Genomic DNA, 20,915 nt, shown 5'->3' on the forward strand with positions numbered 1-20,915 from the left:
GGTGGGCGCCGGTTTCGTTTTCCGCACCCTGCCCGCGCCCTGCCCCGCGCCGAGCCCGCGCCCTGCCCGCCCCCTGCCCGGCACTGTGTCCGCACGGTGCCCGCGCAGGCTCCCGCGGTATTGACATGATCATGAACAGTCATGAGCCTGGCGTCTGTCCACTTTCGTGGCAGACAACAGCAAGGGGGGCTCATGAGACGCAGAGCGAGAGCGATCCTCGCCACTGCATCACTGCTGACGGCCGGAGTGGTGGCGGCGCCCGCCGTTCAGGCCCGTCCGAGCGGAGCCGACGGCGAGGGCATCGTCGTCTGGAACGCCCAGGTCAGCCGCGCACAACTGCCGTTGCTCCTGGAGGCCGGCGCCGACGCCCAGGAACTGGGCGCCGCACTGCCGGCCAAGGGCTCGGCGGGAGTCGAGCTCTACCTCACCAAGTCCCAGGCCGCGGCCCTGCGCGGCAAGGGCGTCGACCTCACCGAGCACAAGGTCTCCGCCCAGGCCCAGAACCGCCTCAAGGCCGCGGGTGACGGGGTGTTCCGCCCCTACAGCGGCCGGAACGGCCTGAAGCAGGAGATCCTCGACACCGGCAGGGCCCACCCGGACCTCACCAAGGTCGAGTCGATCGGCAAGACCGTCAACGGCCAGGACATCCTCGCCGTCAAGCTGACCAAGGGCGCCACCAAGTCAAGGGACGGCTCCAAGCCCGCCACGCTCTACCTGTCCAACCAGCACGCGCGGGAGTGGATCACCCCGGAGATGACCCGGCGGCTGATGCACTACTACCTCGACAACTACGGCAAGGACCCGCGGATCACCAAGATCGTGGACTCCACCGAGCTGTGGTTCGTCATATCCGCCAACCCGGACGGCTACGACTACACGTTCACCCCCGGCAACCGGCTGTGGCGCAAGAACCTCCGCGACAACAACGGCGACGGGAAGATCACCTCGGCCGACGGCGTCGACCCGAACCGCAACTTCCCGTACAAGTGGGGCTACGACGACGAGGGTTCCTCGCCCGACCCGACGAGCGAGACCTACCGCGGCCCGAGCGCGGGCAGCGAACCCGAGACCAAGGCGCTCGACTCCTTCGAGAAGCGGGTCCACTTCAACTACGCCATCAACTACCACTCCGCGGCGGAGCTGTTGCTGTACGGAGTGGGCTGGCAGGTCGCGACGCCGACCCCCGACGACGTCATCTACAAGTCGCTCGCCGGCACCCCCGACAAGCCGGCCATCCCCGGCTACCACTCGGAGGTCTCCTCCGCGCTCTACACCACCAACGGCGAGGCCGACGGGCACGCGGCGAACGTCAACGGCACGATGATGTTCACCCCCGAGATGTCGACCTGCACCACCGTGTCCAAGGCGGACCCCACCGACGAGTGGAATCCGGCCGACTGCCCCTCGGACTTCAACTTCCCCGACAGCGAGAAGCTGATCCAGGCCGAGTTCCAGAAGAACATCCCCTTCGCGCTCTCCGTCGCCGAGACCGCAGCCCACCCCGACCGGCCGTCCTCCTCGGTCGGCATCGACGCCCCGGACTTCACCCCGGACACCTTCGCCACCTCGTACACCCGCGACGACGACCAGGAGGTCGCCGTCACCGTACGCAAGTCGGTGCGCGACAAGACCCTCAACTACCGCATCAACGGCGGCCGCAGGCACACCGAGGAGCTGGAGCCCTGGCAGGGCGGGAAGGTCTTCGGCGGGCACGACAACATCCGCTTCGACCAGTACCGCGCCAAGGTCGAGGACGCCGACGCCGGCGACCGGGTCCAGGTGTGGTTCACCGGGCGGACCGCCGCGGGACAGCCGACCTCCAGCACACCGTTCACGTACACCGTGGCCGAGCGCCCCAAGGGCGACACCCTGGTCCTCGCCGACGAGGGCGGCACCGCACCCGCCAAGAACGCCGCGCTCTACACCAGGGCGCTCGCCGACAACGGCAAGAAGGCCGCGGTCTGGGACGTGGCGACCCAGGGCACCCCGAGCGCCCTCGGCGTGCTCAGCCACTTCCGGAACGTCCTCTGGTACACCGGCGACGCCCAGCCGTCGGCGGCCACCATGTTCGCGGTACGCGACTTCGTCAACGAGGGCGGCAAGCTGATCAACGCCGGTGAACAGGCCGGCGGCAGCGTCGACCTCGGCGACGGCGCCCTGTCCGACGACTTCTCGCAGTACTACCTCGGCGCCTACAACAAGGCGGGCCTCAAGTCGCCGCCCGCCTTCGCCGGTGCCGGAAGGCTCGCCGGAGCCAAGGCCTCGCTGGCCGCCGCTCCCGGCAGCCCGCTGACCGCGGCCGGTGCGTACACCATCACCTCCGACACCCTCAAGCCCGACCGGTTCCCGCAGTTCGCAAGCGCCTCCGCGGGTGACTATCCCGGGGTCCGCACCCCGTTCGAACCGGCCGAGGGCTCCTGGTTCGCCGCGGCCAAGCACCGCGACGACGCCTATATGCGGCTCGCCCGCACCGTCGACCTGACCGGGGCGACGGCCGCCCAGAAGCCGAGCCTCGACCTCCAGCTCAGCTACGACACCGAACCCGGTTACGACCAGGTGATCATCGAGGCCCACACCGTCGGCCAGGACGACTGGACGACCCTGCCGGACCTCAACGGAGGCAGCACCACCAGCGCCCCCAGCCAGTGCGAACAGGGCTTCCTCCTCAAGGAACACCCCTTCCTGACGCACTACCTCACGCCCGGCGCGTCCGCCTGTGCGGCGAGCGGCAGCAGCGGCGCCTGGAACCGTTTCACCGGCTCGTCCAACGGCTGGCAGCAGGTCTCCGTCGACCTCGCCGCGTACGCCGGCAAGCAGGTCGAGGTCGCCGTCTCCTATGTGTCCGACCCGGGCACCGGCGGGCTCGGCGCCTTCGTCGACGACACCCGGCTGGTCCTGGGCGGCGCGGCCTCGGGAGCCGAGGGCTTCGAAACCGCGCTCGGCCCCTGGAACGTGCCGGGGCCGCCCGCCGGCAGCCCCGGCAACAGCGCCGACTGGGCCCGCTCCCAGGCGCTGTTCCACTCCTCGGCCGCCGTCACCACCCGCGACACCGTCCTGTTCGGCTTCGGTCTGGAGAACGTGCCCTCGGCCGTCGACCGCAAGCACCTGGTCGCCAAGGCGCTCAGCGCACTGCACCGCTGACACCGGGTAGTGGGGCCGAAGGTCCCGGTGGCCCGTACCCGCAGGTAGGTACGGGCCACCGGGCCGTCCCGGGCGGCATTTCGGAACCATCCGGACGCGCTCGATGTCACTTCGCCGTCCCCGGGGAGGTAGGGTCGTAACCGGTCGGGGACATCCCATACAACTCGCCGGCGTCGAGAAACCCGGCGTACCTAACGAGGAGATCGGTTCGTGACGATCCGCGTAGGCATCAACGGCTTTGGCCGCATCGGGCGCAACTACTTCCGCGCGCTCCTTGAGCAGGGTGCGGACATCGAGATCGTGGCTGTCAACGACCTGGGTGACACTGCGACCACCGCCCACCTGCTGAAGTACGACACCATTCTGGGCCGCCTCAAGGCCGAGGTGACCCACACCGCCGACACCATCACGGTCGACGGCCACACCATCAAGGTCCTCTCCGAGCGCAACCCGGCCGACATCCCCTGGGGTCAGCTGGGCGTCGACATCGTCATCGAGTCGACCGGCATCTTCACCAAGAAGGCCGACGCCGAGAAGCACATCGCCGGTGGCGCCAAGAAGGTCCTCATCTCGGCTCCGGCCAAGGACGAGGACATCACCATCGTGATGGGCGTCAACCAGGACAAGTACGACGCGGCCAACCACCACGTCATCTCCAACGCCTCCTGCACCACCAACTGTGTGGCGCCGATGGCCAAGGTCCTCGACGAGAACTTCGGCATCGTCAAGGGTCTGATGACGACGGTCCACGCGTACACCAACGACCAGCGCATCCTGGACTTCCCGCACTCGGACCTGCGTCGCGCCCGCGCCGCCGCCGAGAACATCATCCCGACCACGACCGGCGCCGCCAAGGCCACCGCCCTGGTCCTGCCGCAGCTCAAGGGCAAGCTCGACGGCATCGCGATGCGCGTGCCGGTCCCGACCGGTTCGGCCACCGACCTGGTCGTCGAGCTCCAGCGCGAGGTCACCAAGGACGAGGTCAACGCCGCGTTCAAGAAGGCCGCCGACGACGGTGACCTCAAGGGCGTCCTGTTCTACACCGAGGACCCGATCGTGTCCTCGGACATCGTGGGCGACGCCGCCTCCTGCACCTTCGACTCCTCCCTGACCATGGTCCAGGAGGGCAAGACGGTGAAGATCCTGGGCTGGTACGACAACGAGTGGGGCTACTCCAACCGCCTCGTCGACCTGACCGTCTTCGTCGGCGGCCAGCTCTGACCTCGGTCCGGTAGGCACCTGATGTGAGCTACAGGGCTCGGGCAGCGCAACGACGCGCTGTACGGGCCCTGTCGCCTGTCCTGACCGCCCGTCACGTAGCTCCAAGGAGTCACCCACACATGAAGACGATCGACGAACTTCTCGCCGAAGGGGTCGCGGGCAAGCGGGTATTCGTCCGCGCCGACCTCAATGTGCCGCTGGCAGAAGGCCGCATCACCGACGACGGCCGCATCCGCGCCGTGCTGCCCACCATCAAGGCGCTCGTCGCCGCCGACGCCAAGGTCGTCGTGGCCTCGCACCTGGGCCGCCCCAAGGGCGCCCCGGACCCGCAGTTCTCGCTGCTCGCGGCCGCCGAGCGGCTCGGTGAACTCCTGGGCGCCCCGGTCGCGTTCGCCCAGGACACCGTCGGCGCCGCCGCCCACGACGCGGTGAACGGGCTTCAGCCCGGCCAGGTCGCGGTCATCGAGAACCTGCGGTTCAACGCCGGTGAGACGGCCAAGGACGACGCCGAGCGCGCCGCCTTCGCCGACCAGCTCGCCGCCCTCGCCGACGTCTACGTGGGCGACGGCTTCGGAGCCGTACACCGCAAGCACGCCTCCGTCTTCGACCTCCCGGCGCGCCTGCCGCACTACGCGGGCTACCTCATCGCCACCGAGGTCGGCGTCCTCAAGAAGCTGACCGAGGACGTCAAGCGCCCCTACACCGTGGTGCTCGGCGGCGCCAAGGTCTCCGACAAGCTCGCCGTCATCGACGAGCTGCTCGGCAAGGCCGACCGCCTCCTCATCGGCGGCGGCATGGCGTACACCTTCCTGAAGGCCAAGGGGTACGAGGTCGGCATCTCGCTGCTCCAGGAGGACCAGATCCCGGTCGTCCAGGAGTACATGAAGCGCGCCGAGACGAACGGCGTCGAGCTCGTGCTCCCCGTCGACGTCCTGGTCTCCAAGGACTTCCCCGACCTGAAGACCAAGGCCCCCGCCGACTTCGACACCGTCGAGGCGGACCGGATCCCCGCGGACCAGGAGGGCCTGGACATCGGCCCCAAGACCCGCGAGGTCTTCGCCTCGAAGATCGCCGACTCGGAGACCGTCTTCTGGAACGGCCCCGTGGGCGTCGCCGAGCACCCCGACTACGCCGGCGGCACGACCGCCGTCGCACGAGCCCTGCTCAACTGCGACGGCTTCACCGTGGTCGGCGGCGGCGACTCCGCCGCGGCCGTCCGCAACCTGGGCTTCGACGAGAATGCCTTCGGCCACATTTCGACCGGCGGCGGCGCTTCCCTCGAATACCTCGAGGGCAAGACGCTTCCCGGCCTCGCCGCACTGGAGGACTGAACACCCGTGAGCACCCGTACCCCGCTGATGGCGGGCAACTGGAAGATGAACCTCAACCACCTCGAGGCCATCGCACACGTCCAGAAGCTCGCCTTCGCGCTCGCCGACAAGGACTACGACGCCGTCGAGGTCGCGGTCCTGGCGCCCTTCGTCGACCTGCGCTCCGTGCAGACCCTCGTCGACGGCGACAAGCTCAAGATCAAGTACGGCGCCCAGGACATCTCGGCGCACGAATCCGGTGCCTACACCGGCGAGATCTCGGGCGCGATGCTGGCGAAGCTGAAGTGCACCTATGTCGCCGTGGGCCACTCCGAGCGCCGGCAGTACCACGCCGAGAGCGACGAGCTCTGCAACGCCAAGGTGAAGGCCGCCTACCGACACGGCCTGACGCCGATCCTCTGCGTCGGCGAGGGCCTCGACGTCCGCAAGGCCGGACAGCAGGTCCCGCACACGCTGGCCCAGCTCGACGGCGGCCTCAAGGACGTCCCGGCCGAGCAGGCCGAGTCCATCGTGATCGCGTACGAGCCGGTGTGGGCGATCGGCACCGGCGAGGTCGCGACCCCCGAGGACGCGCAGGAGGTGTGCGGCGCCATCCGCGGCCGTCTCGCCGAGCTGTACTCGCAGGAGCTCGCCGACAAGGTGCGCATCCAGTACGGCGGCTCGGTGAAGTCCGGGAACGTGGCCGCGATCATGGCTCAGCCCGACGTGGACGGGGCCCTGGTCGGCGGCGCGGCGCTGGACGCCGACGAGTTCGTCAAGATCGTCCGCTTCCGCGACCAGTAAGTATGCGGTAGCGCGGATCCGTCGTACCCTTGCGGGGGCCGGAACAGGGATTGTGGAATGTCCCCCCGGCCCCCGTCGTCATATCAGTCCTAGGAAGTTGGTCCAGCCGTGATTGTCGGGTTCTCGATTGCCCTGATCGTCTTCAGCCTGCTGCTGATGCTGCTGGTGCTGATGCACAAGGGAAAGGGCGGCGGCCTCTCCGACATGTTCGGCGGTGGCATGCAGTCCTCCGTGGGCGGCTCCTCGGTCGCCGAGCGCAACCTCGACCGCATCACCATCGTGATCGGTCTGCTGTGGTTCGCGTGCATTGTCGTGCTTGGTCTGCTGATGAAGTACAAGTAAGCCGTCGTCGTTCGGCGTTTCGGGGGTGGGGTGTAACTCCAATCACTGGACGCGCGTTGGGCCTTACGTAGACTGGGGCATCTTCGAGCACCATCACGCAGGGAGTTACGACCGTGGCAAGTGGCAACGCGATCCGGGGAAGCCGGGTCGGAGCGGGGCCGATGGGCGAGGCCGAGCGGGGCGAGTCCGCGCCGCGCCTGCGCATCTCCTTCTGGTGCTCGAACGGGCACGAGACGCAGCCGAGCTTCGCCAGCGACGCACAGGTTCCGGAGACGTGGGACTGCCCGCGCTGCGGGTTCCCCGCAGGACAGGACCGGGACAACCCGCCGGACCCGCCGCGCACCGAGCCGTACAAGACGCATCTCGCGTACGTACGCGAACGGCGCAGCGACGCGGACGGCGAGGCGATCCTCGCGGAGGCGCTCGCCAAACTCCGCGGCGAGATCTGACAGTTGAGGGGCCCGCACGGTGAACTCGGTTCATCCGCAGGGCCCTTCGGTGCATCCGGGCCACTCCCGGCCGCACGATCTCGCGCCGCACGATGTCTCGACGTACGACCTCATGCCGCACGACCTCGCCCCGCGGGGTGAAGGCACCGGTCACGGACGATTGTCAGTGGTGCCCTCTACCTTGTGAAGCAATCGCTCACGAGGGGGAGTTGTGACCGTTGTCGAGGCCGTGGAGGGCGCGGCACCCACGAAGCCCGCCTGGCGCGGGGGGTTCGGACGGCTGTGGACGGCCGCCGTCGTCAGCCGTTTCGGTGACGCGCTGCGCACCGCGGCGCTGCCCCTGCTCGCCACCACCCTCACCTCCGACCCGTTCCTCATCGCCCTCGTCACGGCCTGCGGCTACGTGCCCTGGCTGCTGTTCGGACTGCTCGGCGGCGCGATCGCCGACCGGGTGGACCAGCGCCGCGCCATGTGGGCCGTGGACATCCTCCGCGGCGCCCTGATGGCCGCCTTCGCCGTGGCCGTCGCCACCGGCCACGCCTCCCTGGTCCTGCTGATGGTGCTCGCCTTCACGCTGACCTCCCTGGGCACCCTCTTCGACAACGCGGCCACCGCCCTGCTGCCCTCCCTCGTGCCCCGTGGCGCGCTGGGCAGCGCCAACGCCCGGGTGATGACCGGGCAGCAGATAGCGGGCGGTTTCCTCGCGGCGCCGCTGGTGCCGGTGCTGCTCGCGGTGTCGGCCGCGGCGCCCTACGGAGTGGACGCGGCGAGCTATGTCCTCGCCGCGGCGCTGGTCGCCTCACTGCGGCCGAGCGCCCCCGAGCGGGCGCCCAGAAAACCCGGGTCCACGCTGCGGGCGGAGACCGCCGAGGGCCTGCGCACCCTGTGGGCCGACCGGGCGCTGCGCGGACTGTGCGCCGCCACCACGGTGTGCAACATCGGCATGGGCGCCCTCATCGCCACCCTCGTCCTGCACATCACCGGCTGGCTGGGCGCCGGGCAGAGCGGCTACGCGGCGGCCATCACGGCGTACGGGGCCGGCAGTGTGGCGGGCGGGCTGATCGCCCAGCGGCTCGCGCGACGGTTCGGGCGGATACGCGCCGTGCTGATCGCCGGGATCGTCCAGACCGGCGCTCTGGCGGCGATCGGCACGGTCCGTGTCCTGGGGGTGGCGGTCGCCGCGTTGGCGCTGTTCGGCCTGATGGGGATGGTGTGGAACGTCAATCTGACGACGCTGACGCAGGAGCGCTCGCCGGCCGCCATGCTCGGGCGGGTGAGCGCCGCGTTCCGGACGCTGGCCGTGGCGGGCGCGCCCCTCGGCGCGCTGGCCGGCGGCGCGGCGGCCGCGTCCTGGGGGCTCAACACTCCGGCGCTGCTGGCGTCCGGCTTGTTCGTGGTGGCGGTCGCCGCGCTGATTCCTGCCCGCAGGGCCTGATCAATTAGGTTGGAGGGGCAGCGGGGCAGGTACGCACGTACGAGTAGAAGTGGGCTGATGTCGGAGATGAACGCAGGAAGCCGTACCAGGCTCAACCAGATGCCCGAGTGGACCGCACTGAGCAAGCACCGGGAGCAGTGGGGCGAGACCCATCTGCGGGAGCTGTTCGCCGCCGAGCCCGGTCGCGGCACCGCATACACCCTGCAAGTCGGCGATCTCCATCTCGACTATTCCAAGCACCTGGTGACCGACGAGACCCTCGCGCTCCTGCGCGAGCTGGCCGTCGCCACCGACGTCGCCGGACTGCGGGACGCGATGTTCCGCGGCGAGAAGATCAACACCACCGAGGACCGCGCCGTGCTGCACACCGCGCTGCGTGCCCCCCGGGGCGCGGTGATCGAGGTCGACGGCGAGAACGTGGTGCCCGAAGTGCACGCCGTGCTCGACAAGATGGCCGCCTTCTCCGAGAAGATCCGCTCGGGCGAGTGGACCGGCCACACCGGCAAGCCCATCAAGAACGTCGTCAACATCGGGATCGGCGGCTCCGACCTCGGCCCGGCGATGGCGTACGAGGCCCTGCGGGCCTTCACCGACCGGGAGTTGACGGTCCGTTTCGTCTCCAACGTGGACGGCGCCGACCTCCACGAGGCCGTCCGTGACCTCGACGCCGCCGAGACGCTGTTCATCATCGCGTCCAAGACCTTCACCACCATCGAGACCATCACCAACGCCACCTCGGCCCGCAACTGGCTGCTCAGCGAGTTGAAGGCCGACCAGGACGCGGTGGCCCGGCACTTCGTGGCCCTGTCGACCAACGCGGACAAGGTCGCCGAGTTCGGCATCGACACGGCCAACATGTTCGGGTTCTGGGACTGGGTCGGCGGCCGCTACTCCTTCGACTCCGCCATCGGGCTCTCCCTGATGATCGCGGTCGGCCCGGACCGCTTCCGCGAGATGCTGGACGGCTTCCACCTCGTCGACGAGCACTTCCGCACGGCGCCCGCCGAGTCCAACGTGCCGCTGCTGATGGGCCTGTTGGGGGTCTGGTACGGGGCGTTCTTCGACGCCCAGTCGCACGCGGTGCTCCCGTACTCGCACTACCTGTCCAAGTTCACCGCCTACCTCCAGCAACTGGACATGGAGTCCAACGGCAAGTCCGTGGACCGCGACGGCAACCCCGTCGACTGGCAGACCGGGCCGGTGGTGTGGGGCACCCCCGGCACCAACGGGCAGCACGCCTACTACCAGTTGATCCACCAGGGCACCAAGGTCATCCCGGCCGACTTCATCGGCTTCGCCGAGCCGGTCGCCGACCTTTTGCCGGGTCTGGTCGCCCAGCACGACCTCCTGATGGCCAACTTCTTCGCCCAGACACAGGCGCTGGCCTTCGGCAAGACGCCGGACGAGGTGCGCGCCGAGGGCGTGGCCGAGGAGCTGGTCCCGCACAAGACGTTCCGGGGCAACCACCCCACCACCACGATCCTGGCCAAGGAGCTGACCCCCTCGGTCCTCGGCCAGCTGATCGCGCTGTACGAGCACAAGGTGTTCGTCCAGGGCGCCATCTGGAACATCGACTCCTTCGACCAGTGGGGCGTCGAGCTCGGCAAGGTGCTCGCCAAGCGGGTCGAGCCCGCCCTGACCGAGGGCGCGGACGTGCCGGGTCTGGACGGGTCCAGCAAGGCGCTGGTCGCCAAGTACCGCTCGCTGCGCGGCCGTTGAGGCCCTGAGGCACTCACCATGACGAACGGCCCGGTCCGCTCCCCGAAGGGGCGGGCCGGGCCGTTCGCGTCAGACGTCAGGCGGACGCCGGGGGGTACAGCGACCGCGGCAGCCGGGAGGCGGCCGCCGCGTCCAGGAGCCAGAGCGTGCGGGCCCGGCCGTAGGCGCCGGCCGCCGGGGCCTGCACCTCGCCCGCGCCCGACAGGGCTATCGCCGCGGCGTGCGCCTTGTCCTCGCCCGCCGCGAGCAGCCACACCTCGCGGGCCGCCCGGATCGCCGGGAGGGTGAGCGAGATCCGGGTGGGCGGCGGCTTCGGAGCGCCGTGCACCCCGACGACCGTCCGCTCGGTCTCCCGCACCCCGGGCAACTCCGGGAAGAGCGACGCCACATGGGTGTCCGGGCCGACGCCCAGCATCAGGACGTCGAACGTCGGGACCTGCCCGTGGTCCTCGGGCCCCGAGGCCTCGGCGAGCTCCGCCGCGTAGGCGGCGGCCGCCGCGTCCGCGTCCGTGCCGTGCGCGCCGTCCGAGGCCGGCATCGCGTGCACCCGCTTCGGATCGAGCGGCACCGCGTCGAGCAGCGCCGCACGCGCCTGGGTGTAGTTGCGCTCCGGATCGTCCTCGGGGACGAAACGCTCATCGCCCCACCACAGGTCGAGGCGCGACCAGTCGATCGCGTCCCGCGCCGGGGAGGAGGCCAGCGCCGCGAGCAGCCCGTTGCCGTTGCGGCCGCCCGTCAGGACCACGGACGCCGAGCCGCGCGCGGCCTGGGCGTCCACGACCTTGGTGATCAGCCGGGCCGCGGCGGCCTGCGCCATCAGCTCCTTGTCGCGGTGGACGACGAGCTGAGGCGTGCTCACTTGGCCGCTGCCTTCTTGGCCGGGGCCGCCTTCTTCGCGGGAGCCTGCTGGACCTCCGCGTCTTCCTTGGCGGCGGCCTTGGCCCCGGCGCCGTCACCGAGCCGGTCCACGCCGTACTTCAGCGCGGAGGCGTAGGTGTCGTCCGGGTCGAGGCGGCGCAGCTCCTCCGCGATGAGCTCGGCGGTCTCCCGGCGCTTCAGCGCCACCGCGCGGTCCGGCTGGCCCTGCATGGAGAGCGTGGCCAGCGAGCCGTCGGCGCGGTCCAGGACGATCGGGCCGCAGTCCGTCTCCATCCGTACCGCGGTGAGGCCGGGACCCCCCGAGGGGGAGCGCTTGACCGGCACGTTCAGCCGGTCGGCGAGCCACATGCCGAGCAGTTCGCAGCTCGGGTTGAACTCCTCGCCCTCCACCTCGACGGAGGTCACCTTGCAGGCGACCTGGTCGAGGGCCGCGGCCAGCATCGAGCGCCAGGGCGTGATGCGGGTCCACGACAGGTCCGTGTCGCCGGGGGTGTAGGCCTCGGCGCGGGCCGTCAGCTCCTTGATGGGGTGCTCGGAGGTGTAGGTGTCAGTCACCCGGCGCTGGGCGAGCGCGCCCAGCGGGTCCTGCGCCGGGTCGACCGGCGCGTTCACCGGCCACCACACGACGACCGGCGCGTCCGGCAGCAGCAGGGGCAGGACCACCGACTGGGCGTGGTTGAGCACCTCGCCGTAGAGCCGGAGGATCACCGTCTCGCCGGTGCCCGCGTCCGCGCCGACCCGCACCTCGGCGTCGAGGCGCGAGCTCGTGCGGTCGCGGGGCGAGCGAGAGACGCGCTTGATGACGACGAGGGTGCGCGAGGGGTGCTCGCGCGAGGCGTCGCCGGCGGCGCGCAGGGCGTCGTAGGCGTTCTCCTCGTCGGTGACGATGACGAGGGTGAGCACCATGCCGACGGCGGGCGTGCCGACCGCGCGGCGGCCCTGCACGAGCGCCTTGTTGATCTTGCTGGCCGTGGTGTCCGTAAGGTCGATCTTCATGGCCGACGCCAGCTCCGTCCGTCTCGTGCGAGCATTTCGTCCGCCTCGTCGGGACCCCAGGTCCCCGAGGGGTACTGGGCGGGCTTGCCGTGCTTGTCCCAGTACTGCTCGATCGGGTCGAGGATCTTCCAGGACAGCTCGACCTCCTCCACGCGCGGGAAGAGGTTGGAGTCGCCCAACAGGACGTCCAGGATGAGGCGTTCGTAGGCCTCCGGGCTCGACTCCGTGAAGGACTCGCCATAGGCGAAGTCCATGGAGACGTCCCGGACCTCCATCGAGGTGCCCGGCACCTTGGAGCCGAAGCGCACGGTCACGCCCTCGTCCGGCTGCACCCGGATGACCAGGGCGTTCTGGCCCAGCTCCTCCGTCGCGGTGTGGTCGAAGGGGGAGTGCGGGGCGCGCTGGAAGACCACCGCGATCTCCGTGACGCGCCGGCCGAGCCGCTTGCCGGTGCGCAGGTAGAACGGGACGCCCGCCCAGCGGCGGTTGTCGATCTCCAGCTTGATCGCGGCATAGGTGTCGGTCTTCGACTTGGGGTCGATGCCGTCTTCCTGGAGGTAGCCGACGGCCTTCTCGCCGCCCTGCCACCCGGCCGCGTACTGCGCGCGCACCGTGTCCTTGCCGAGGTCCTTGGGCAGCCGCACGGCGCCGAGCACCTTGGTCTTCTCGGCCGCGAGCGCGTCCGCGTCGAAGGAGGCGGGCTCCTCCATCGCGGTCAGCGCCAGGAGCTGGAGCAGGTGGTTCTGGATGACGTCACGGGCCGCGCCGATGCCGTCGTAGTAGCCGGCCCGGCCACCGATGCCGATGTCCTCGGCCATGGTGATCTGCACGTGGTCGACGTAGGAGCGGTTCCACAGCGGCTCGAACATGGTGTTGGCGAACCGCAGGGCGAGGATGTTCTGAACGGTCTCCTTGCCCAGGTAGTGGTCGATCCGGAAGACCTCGTCGGGCGGGAAGACCTCGTGCACGACCTGGTTGAGCTCCTCGGCGGAGACCAGGTCGTGGCCGAACGGCTTCTCGATGACCGCACGGCGCCAGGCGCCGTTCTTCTGGTCGGCCAGGCCGTGCTTCTTGAGCTGCTGGACGACCTTGGGGAAGAACTTCGGCGGCACGGACAGGTAGAAGGCGAAGTTGCCGCCGGTGCCCTGCGCCTTGTCGAGCTCCTCGATCGTCGACTTCAGCGTCTCGAACGCCTCGTCGTCGTCGAAGTCGCCCTGCACGAAGCGCATCCCCTGGATGAGCTGCTGCCAGACCTCCTCGCGGAACGGCGTACGGGCGTGCGCCTTGACCGCGTCGTGGACCTCCTGCGCGAAGTCCTCGTCCTGCCACTCGCGGCGGGCGAAGCCGATCAGGGAGAAGCCCGGCGGCAGCAGACCGCGGTTGGCGAGGTCATAGACGGCGGGCATCAACTTTTTACGGGACAAATCGCCCGTGACGCCGAAGATCACCAGGCCCGACGGCCCCGCGATGCGCGGGAGCCGTCGGTCTGCGGCGTCACGAAGCGGATTCGCTTGGCGAATCGCAGTCAAGATTTACGCCTCCGAGGGTGCGAGGCGCTTGAGCTCCGCCTCGGTGGACTTGAGCAGGTCGTTCCAGGCGCCCTCGAACTTCTCGACGCCCTCGTCCTCCAGGAGCTGCACGACCTCGTCGTAGGAGATGCCCAGCTTCTCGACGGCGTCGAGGTCGGCGCGGGCCTGCTCGTACGTCCCGGTCACCGTGTCACCGGTGATCTGACCGTGGTCGGCGGTGGCCTCCAAGGTGGCCTCCGGCATGGTGTTGACCGTGTTGGGGGCCACCAGGTCGTCCACGTACAGGGTGTCCTTGTACGCCTTGTCCTTGACCCCGGTGGAGGCCCACAGCGGGCGCTGCTTGTTGGCGTGCGCCTTGTCGAGCGCCGCCCAGCGGTCGGAGGCGAAGACCTCCTCGTACGCCTGGTAGGCGAGGCGCGCGTTGGCGAGACCGGCCTTGCCGCGGGCGGCCTTGGCCTCGTCGGTGCCGAGCGCGTCGATCCGCTTGTCGATCTCGGTGTCCACGCGGGACACGAAGAAGGACGCCACGGAGTGAATCTTCGAGAGGTCCAGGCCGCGCTCCTTGGCCTTCTCCAGGCCGGTCAGGTAGGCGTCCATGACCTTGCGGTAGCGCTCGAGGGAGAAGATCAGCGTCACGTTGACGCTGATGCCAAGACCGATGGTCTCGGCGATCGCCGGCAGTCCCGCCTCGGTGGCCGGGATCTTGATGAGCGTGTTCGGCCGGTCCACCAGCCAGGCCAGCTGCTTGGCCTCGGCCACCGTGGCGCGGGTGTCGTGCGCCAGGCGCGGGTCGACCTCGATGGAGACCCGGCCGTCCTGGCCCTCGGTCGCGTCGAAGACCGGGCGCAGGATGTCGGCGGCGTCCCTCACGTCAGCCGTCGTGATCATGCGGATGGCCTCTTCGACGGTCACCTTGCGGGCCGCGAGGTCGGTCAGCTGGGTGTCGTAGCCGTCACCCTGGCTGATCGCCTTCTGGAAGATCGACGGGTTGGTGGTGACGCCCACCACGTGCGACTGGTCGATCAGCTCGGCCAGGTTGCCGGACGTGATCCGCTTGCGCGACAGGTCGTCGAGCCAGATCGCGACGCCTTCGTCGGAGAGGCGCTTGAGTGCGTCTGTCATGAGAATTGCATCTCCTACTAGTTCGTATACCGGCGTCAGCGCTGGGCGGCGTCGATGGATTCCCGGGCGGCGGCGGCCACGTGCTCGGCGGTGAAGCCGAACTCCTGGAAGAGGACCTTGCCGTCGGCCGAAGCACCGAAGTGCTCCAGCGAGACGATGCGGCCCGCGTCACCCACGAAGCGGTGCCAGGTCAGACCGATGCCGGCCTCGACCGCCACCCGCGCCTTGACCGACGGCGGCAGCACGCTGTCCTTGTACGCCTGGTCCTGCTCCTCGAACCACTCCACGCACGGCATCGAGACCACCCGGGTCGGGATGCCCGCGGCCTGGAGCTCCTCGCGCGCGCCGACGGCGAGCTGGACCTCGGAGCCGGTGCCGATGAGCACGACCTGGGCGTCGCCGCCCTCGGCCTCCACCAGCACGTAACCACCCTTGGCGGCGGCCTCGTTGACCTCGTACGTCGGCACGCCCTGGCGGGTCAGCACGAGGCCGTGCGGGGCCCCCTTGCCGAACACCTTGGTGTAGCGCTTGAGGATCTCGCGCCAGGCGATGGCGGTCTCGTTGGCGTCCGCGGGGCGCACCACGTTGAGGCCGGGGATCGCGCGCAGCGAGGCCAGGTGCTCCACCGGCTGGTGGGTCGGGCCGTCCTCGCCGAGGCCGATCGAGTCGTGCGTCCACACGTACGTCACCGGCAGGTGCATCAGCGCGGACAGGCGCACCGCGTTGCGCATGTAGTCGGAGAACACCAGGAAGGTGCCGCCGTAGATGCGGGTGTGGCCGTGCAGCGCGATGCCGTTCATCTCCGCGGCCATGGAGTGCTCGCGGATGCCGAAGTGCACGGTGCGGCCGTACGGGTCGGCCTCCGTCAGCGGGTTGCCGGCCGGCAGGAACGACGACGTCTTGTCGATGGTCGTGTTGTTCGAGCCCGCGAGGTCGGCGGAGCCGCCCCACAGCTCGGGCATGACCGCGCCGAGCGCCTGGAGCACCTTGCCGGAGGCGGCGCGGGTGGCGACGCCCTTGCCGGTCTCGAAGACCGGGAGGTGCGACTCCCAGCCCTCGGGCAGCTCGCCCGCGTTGATGCGGTCGAACTCGGCGGCGCGCTCGGGGTTGGCGGTGCGCCAGGCGGCGAACGACTTCTCCCACTCGGCCTTGGCCTCACGGCCGCGGTCCAGGGCCGCCCGGGTGTGCGCGAGGACCTCGTCGGCGACCTCGAAGGACTTCTCCGGGTCGAAGCCGAGGACGCGCTTGGTGGCCGCCACCTCGTCGTCGCCGAGCGCCGAGCCGTGCGCGGCCTCGGTGTTCTGGGCGTTGGGCGCGGGCCAGGCGATGATCGAGCGCATCGCGATGAACGACGGCCGGTCGGTGACCGCCTTGGCCGCCTCGATCGCGTCGTACAGCGCCTCGGGGTCCAGGTCGCCGTCCGGCTTGGGCGCGACGCGCTGGACGTGCCAGCCGTAGGCCTCGTACCGCTTGACGGTGTCCTCGGAGACCGCGGTCTCGGTGTCGCCCTCGATCGAGATGTGGTTGTCGTCCCACAGCAGGATCAGGTTGCCGAGCTTCTGGTGTCCGGCCAGCGAGGAGGCCTCGGAGGAGATGCCCTCCTGGAGGCAGCCGTCACCGGCGATGGCGAACACGAAGTGGTCGAACGGGGAGGTGCCGGGGGCGGCCTCCGGGTCGAACAGGCCGCGCTCGTAGCGGGCGGCCATCGCCATGCCCACCGCGTTGGCGACACCCTGGCCCAGCGGGCCCGTGGTCGTCTCGACGCCGGTGGTGTGGCCGTACTCCGGGTGGCCGGGGGTCTTGGAACCCCAGGTGCGGAACGCCTTGAGGTCATCGAGCTCCAGGCCGAAACCGGCCAGGTAGAGCTGGATGTAGAGGGTCAGGGACGAGTGGCCCGCGGAGAGAACGAAGCGGTCGCGTCCGACCCAGTCGGCGTCCGCCGGGTCGTGCCGCATCACCTTCTGGAAGAGGGTGTACGCGGCCGGAGACAGGCTCATCGCCGTACCTGGATGGCCGTTGCCGACCTTCTGTACAGCATCCGCGGCCAGGACGCGGCCGGTGTCTACGGCCCGCTGGTCGAGCTCGGTCCACTCGAGGTCTGTGGTGGTCGGCTTGGTGCTCACCCTGAGTCAGGGCTCCTCTCCACATGTCGTATCCCGGTGACTGAGGGCGCACCGGGCGTTGTCGAGCCTACCCCTGCCCGAACGCTCACTTTTTCGACTGCTTGCACGCTGAGACGGACAGCTCCAGCGTGCCGGGGAGCGGCGAAATCCGCCTCCCGGCGAACAACCCCCAACACGACCCCACCCCCGGGGAGGACGGCGTAGGGGCAACGTCTAGAGTGGCGTGGTACGCGCAAGTCTTTACCGGGCCTTCACGTCCGGGAACATCCCGGATCACCGGGGGACTTGCTGGGAATTCTCTGTCAGGGGTGTGCGTGACGGCCGTCGAGTCCCGACCCGCAGGGGTCGTCTTGACTCCCAGCCCGGGGGGCCATCGGCCATTCGGGGCCCGCGTCAAGGCCTTTGTGGCGCTGACCAAGCCACGGATCATCGAACTGCTCCTCATCACCACCATTCCGGTGATGTTCCTCGCCGAGCAGGGCGTTCCCCCGCTGTGGCTGGTCTTCGCCACCACACTGGGCGGGTACCTCTCGGCGGGCGGCGCAAACGCCCTGAACATGTACATCGACCGGGACATCGACGCGCTGATGGACCGCACCTCCCAGCGGCCCCTGGTGACCGGCATGGTCTCGCCGCGCGAGTGCCTGGTCTTCGGCATCTCGCTCGCCGTCGTCTCCACGCTGTGGTTCGGGCTGCTGGTCAACTGGCTCTCGGCCGCCCTCTCGCTCGGCGCCCTGCTCTTCTACGTCGTCGTGTACACGATGATCCTCAAGCGGCGCACCTCCCAGAACATCGTCTGGGGCGGCATCGCGGGCTGCCTCCCGGTGCTCATCGGCTGGTCCTCGGTCACCAACTCGATGTCCTGGGCGCCGGTCATCCTGTTCCTCGTCATGTTCTTCTGGACGCCGCCGCACTACTGGCCGCTGTCCATGAAGGTCAGGGAGGACTACGCGCGGGTCGGCGTGCCGATGCTGCCGGTGGTCGCCTCCAACAAGGTGGTGGCGCGCCAGATCGTCCTCTACAGCTGGGTGATGGTCGCCGTCTCGCTGCTGCTCACCCCGCTCGGCTACACCGGCTGGTTCTACACGGCGGTGGCTCTGGTCTCCGGCGGCTGGTGGCTGTGGGAGGCGCACGCGCTCCAGTCGCGCGCCAAGAACGAGGCGACCGGCACCAAGCTGAAGGAAATGCGGCTCTTCCACTGGTCGATCACGTACGTCTCGCTGCTGTTCGTGGCCGTCGCGGTGGACCCGTTCCTGCGCTGACCCGACCGTCGACAGACTCCGAGGGGCCAGTGGCGCAAGCCACTGGCCCCTCTTGTCGCTCCTGGATCTACCCGCTAGTAGCATCGCGGCATGGCAGACACCCAGGTTGACGAGAAGCAGGCCGCGGCGGCCGAACGGCACGCGGCCAAGCTGGCCCGCCGGATCGACTCCTTCGCCAAGGAGCACGGCGGCGCCGAGGGCCAGGTCGCGTACATCGGGCAGAAGGGCGCCCGCATCGTGCTCGTAGGCGAGGACGGGGGTTGGGGCGACCTGGTGGCCCCCAGCCACGCCGTCGCGATGAGCGCCGTCGAGAAGGCCGGGATCACCGTCCACGAGGACTTCGACGGGGAGTTCGCGGCCAAGGTGAAGACCGGCCCCTACGAGTGGTCGCGCATGGCCGGCATCCAGCTCGGCGGTCCGAAGAACAGCTGAGCGGCACCCGAGCAACACCGATCCGGGGCTCACCCGTTAGGAGGGGTACAAGCGCCTCCACCCCCTGGGAGCCCCGGATGATCGACACCCCGAGCCTGGTGGACCAGTACTGCCACGGCGTGCTGCGCACCGAGCTCGGCCTCGGCACCTTCGAGACGGCGCTCGGCCGCACCGGAACCCTGCCCGCGCCCGGCACCACCTTCTTCGACACCCAGACCGGTTTCGCGGTACGCCGCTGGTGCCCCCCGCTCCTCGGCCTGGAGCCGCACTGCGCCCCGGCCCGCTATCTGGCCCGCCGTCGCGAGCTCGGCGTACTGGAGTCGGGCAGACGGCTGCTGAGGGGATCGGGGATCTCCACCTATCTGGTCGACACCGGGCTGCCCGGAGACCTCACCGCCCCGCACGAGATCGCCGCGGCCGGCGCCGCCGACGCCCACGAGATCGTGCGCCTGGAACTCCTCGCCGAGCAGGTCGCCGACACCTCCGGGACCGTCGAGTCCTTCCTCGCCAACCTCGCCGAGGCCCTGCACACCGCGGCCGCCTCCGCCGTCGCCTTCGCCTCGGTGACCGGCGCACCCGAAGGGCTCGACCCGCGGCCGCCGGGCCCGGGGGAGGTGCGCGGGGCGGCCGGGCGGTGGCTGGACGGCCGGCGCAAGCACGGCCGCCTGCGGGACCCGGTGCTCCTGCGTCATCTGCTGTGGAGCGCCGTCGCCTGCGGGCGCCCGCTCCAGCTCCAGGTGGGGATGGCCGACCCCATGCCGCTCGCCGGATTCGCGGAAGCGACGTGCGGGCTCGGCACCGATCTGGTGCTGCTCCACGGCTATCCGTACCACCGCCAGGCCGCCCATCTGGCCAGCGTCCATCCGCATGTGTACGCGGACGTGGGGCCCGCCCTGGTGCGGACGGGGGCGCGGGCCGCGGCCGTGCTCGCCGAGATCCTGGAACTGGCCCCGTTCGGGAAGCTGCTCTACTCCAGCGGGGCGCGCGGGCTGCCCGAGTTGCACGTGGTGGGCGCGCGGCTGTTCTCGGAGGCGCTCGGTCGGGTGCTCGGCGACTGGGTGGGCGACGGCGCCTGGTCGCGCGGCGACGCGCAGCGGGTCGCCGGGATGATCGCGGCGGGCAACGCCCGCCGTGTCTACGGCCTGTCAGGCGTGGCTGAGGGCTGAGTCCGTCCGGTCCGGTACCTCGACCAGGACCTCGGGGCGCTCGCGCAGCGCGAGCGGGACGCGCAGCACGGCGATCCACACCAGACACGAGCCGAGCATGTGCAGGCCGACCAGGATCTCCGGCGTCTTGGTGAAGTACTGGACGTAACCGATCACGCCCTGCGCCATCAGGACCAGGAACAGGTCACGGGCGCGGTGGCGTGGGCCGACGGGGGCGTCGACGGCCTTCAGGACGAACCAGAGCGCGACGGCGAGCGCCACCACCACCCAGGCCAGATCGGCGTGGAGCTGCGTGATCATCGTCCAGTCCAGCGGGATGCGCGGCACGTCCTTGGAGTCGCCGGGGTGGCGTCCGGTGCCGGTCACGATCGTGCCGACCGCGATGAGCGCCGCCGAGGCACCCACCAGGAGCCAGGTCAGCTGCACAACTGCCTTGCCCACCAAGGGCCTTGGGGCGCCGTCGCCCTCCTGGGTGCGCTGCCAGGTGACCACCGCGACCGCGATGAGCGCGCTGGAGAGCAGGAAGTGGGCGGCCACGGTGTACGGGTTGAGCCCGACCAGGACGACGATGCCGCCGAGGACCGCGTTGCCCATGACCACCCAGAACTGCACCCAGCCAAGCCGGGTCAGCGGGCGCCGCCAGGGCTTCGCGGAGCGGGCCGCGATGATCGCCCAGCCGACCGCGGCGCACAGCACGTAGGTCAGCATCCGGTTGGTGAACTCGATGACGCCGCGAAAGCCCATCTCGCTGGTGACGGTGAGGCTGTCGCTGGTGCACTTGGGCCAGGTCGGGCAGCCGAGCCCGGAGCCGGTGAGCCGGACCGCTCCTCCGGTCACCACGATGGCCACGGCCATGACGAGGGCGATGAGGGCCGCGCGCCGCACGACCGCGGGGGAGGCGGTCCACCGCTGCGCGATGTAGAGGAGCGGATTGCGGGCCGCCGCGGTCACGTCGGCTCGGGTCACTTTCGGCATGCGCCCTATC

The 20,915-nt window shown here is 70.1% G+C and carries 17 protein-coding genes; 11 read left to right on the forward strand and 6 right to left on the reverse strand.

The annotated features are described in order from the left end of the window. Window positions 1-192: 192 nt before the first annotated feature. The 8 genes from DWB77_RS28700 (at window position 193) to pgi (ending at window position 10,421) form a co-directional block, all read left to right on the forward strand. Window positions 193-3,141, forward strand: a complete 2,949-nt coding sequence (locus DWB77_RS28700; protein ID WP_120724476.1) for a M14 family metallopeptidase — start codon at window positions 193-195, stop codon at window positions 3,139-3,141. 210 nt (window positions 3,142-3,351) lie between these two features. Further along, window positions 3,352-4,362, forward strand: a complete 1,011-nt coding sequence (gene gap / locus DWB77_RS28705) for a type I glyceraldehyde-3-phosphate dehydrogenase (RefSeq protein WP_120724478.1) — start codon at window positions 3,352-3,354, stop codon at window positions 4,360-4,362. Window positions 4,363-4,481: 119 nt separating this feature from the next. After that, a complete protein-coding gene (locus DWB77_RS28710; protein WP_120724480.1) occupies window positions 4,482-5,693 on the forward strand; it encodes a phosphoglycerate kinase in 1,212 nt (403 codons plus the stop codon). A gap of 6 nt (window positions 5,694-5,699) precedes the next feature. After that, on the forward strand, window positions 5,700-6,476 hold the full coding sequence (tpiA, locus tag DWB77_RS28715) for a triose-phosphate isomerase (protein ID WP_120724482.1): 777 nt from the start codon (window positions 5,700-5,702) through the stop codon (window positions 6,474-6,476). 108 nt (window positions 6,477-6,584) lie between these two features. Then, on the forward strand, window positions 6,585-6,818 hold the full coding sequence (secG, locus tag DWB77_RS28720) for a preprotein translocase subunit SecG (protein ID WP_120724484.1): 234 nt from the start codon (window positions 6,585-6,587) through the stop codon (window positions 6,816-6,818). Window positions 6,819-6,931: 113 nt separating this feature from the next. Next, window positions 6,932-7,267 (forward strand): RNA polymerase-binding protein RbpA, encoded by a 336-nt coding sequence (locus DWB77_RS28725; protein ID WP_003976875.1) that lies wholly within the window; start codon window positions 6,932-6,934, stop codon window positions 7,265-7,267. Between the two features lie 211 nt (window positions 7,268-7,478). Then, complete coding sequence (locus DWB77_RS28730; RefSeq protein ID WP_246033673.1) at window positions 7,479-8,702, forward strand: MFS transporter; 1,224 nt, start codon at window positions 7,479-7,481, stop codon at window positions 8,700-8,702. 66 nt (window positions 8,703-8,768) lie between these two features. Next, a complete protein-coding gene (pgi, locus tag DWB77_RS28735; protein ID WP_120728368.1) occupies window positions 8,769-10,421 on the forward strand; it encodes a glucose-6-phosphate isomerase in 1,653 nt (550 codons plus the stop codon). A gap of 76 nt (window positions 10,422-10,497) precedes the next feature. Here the strand turns inward: pgi and pgl are convergent, their stop codons facing one another. From pgl to tkt, 5 genes are read right to left on the reverse strand one after another with little or no spacing between them, the layout of a single operon-like run. Further along, on the reverse strand, window positions 10,498-11,280 hold the full coding sequence (pgl, locus tag DWB77_RS28740; RefSeq protein WP_120724486.1) for a 6-phosphogluconolactonase: 783 nt from the start codon (window positions 11,278-11,280) through the stop codon (window positions 10,498-10,500). Next, entirely contained in the window at window positions 11,277-12,296 is a 1,020-nt protein-coding gene (gene opcA / locus DWB77_RS28745) for a glucose-6-phosphate dehydrogenase assembly protein OpcA (RefSeq protein WP_120724488.1), read from the reverse strand. Before opcA ends, pgl begins: the two co-directional genes overlap by 4 nt. Next, entirely contained in the window at window positions 12,293-13,816 is a 1,524-nt protein-coding gene (gene zwf / locus DWB77_RS28750) for a glucose-6-phosphate dehydrogenase (RefSeq protein ID WP_428985202.1), read from the reverse strand. The genes opcA and zwf overlap by 4 nt, the downstream gene beginning before the upstream one ends. A gap of 12 nt (window positions 13,817-13,828) precedes the next feature. Next, window positions 13,829-14,947, reverse strand: coding sequence for a transaldolase (tal, locus tag DWB77_RS28755; RefSeq protein ID WP_120724491.1), 1,119 nt, complete (start codon window positions 14,945-14,947; stop codon window positions 13,829-13,831). Window positions 14,948-14,982: 35 nt separating this feature from the next. Beyond that, a complete protein-coding gene (tkt, locus tag DWB77_RS28760) occupies window positions 14,983-17,070 on the reverse strand; it encodes a transketolase (protein ID WP_120724493.1) in 2,088 nt (695 codons plus the stop codon). 308 nt (window positions 17,071-17,378) lie between these two features. On the opposite strand from tkt, the gene DWB77_RS28765 reads away from it, so the two are divergent. From DWB77_RS28765 to DWB77_RS28775, 3 genes are all read left to right on the forward strand, one after another. Continuing rightward, window positions 17,379-18,332, forward strand: coding sequence for a heme o synthase (locus DWB77_RS28765; RefSeq protein WP_162952638.1), 954 nt, complete (start codon window positions 17,379-17,381; stop codon window positions 18,330-18,332). 90 nt (window positions 18,333-18,422) lie between these two features. After that, the gene (locus tag DWB77_RS28770) at window positions 18,423-18,764 is read left to right on the forward strand and encodes a hypothetical protein (protein WP_120724495.1); all 342 of its coding nucleotides are present in this window, start codon (window positions 18,423-18,425) and stop codon (window positions 18,762-18,764) included. 77 nt (window positions 18,765-18,841) lie between these two features. Next, on the forward strand, window positions 18,842-19,930 hold the full coding sequence (locus DWB77_RS28775; protein ID WP_120724497.1) for an amidohydrolase: 1,089 nt from the start codon (window positions 18,842-18,844) through the stop codon (window positions 19,928-19,930). Here DWB77_RS28775 and DWB77_RS28780 read toward each other — a convergent pair. After that, on the reverse strand, window positions 19,910-20,905 hold the full coding sequence (locus tag DWB77_RS28780; RefSeq protein WP_428985160.1) for a COX15/CtaA family protein: 996 nt from the start codon (window positions 20,903-20,905) through the stop codon (window positions 19,910-19,912). The two genes, DWB77_RS28775 and DWB77_RS28780, sit on opposite strands and share 21 nt — an antisense overlap. Between the last annotated feature and the right edge of the window lie 10 nt (window positions 20,906-20,915).

This window comes from Streptomyces hundungensis, assembly GCF_003627815.1.
Classification (GTDB): domain Bacteria; phylum Actinomycetota; class Actinomycetes; order Streptomycetales; family Streptomycetaceae; genus Streptomyces; species Streptomyces hundungensis_A.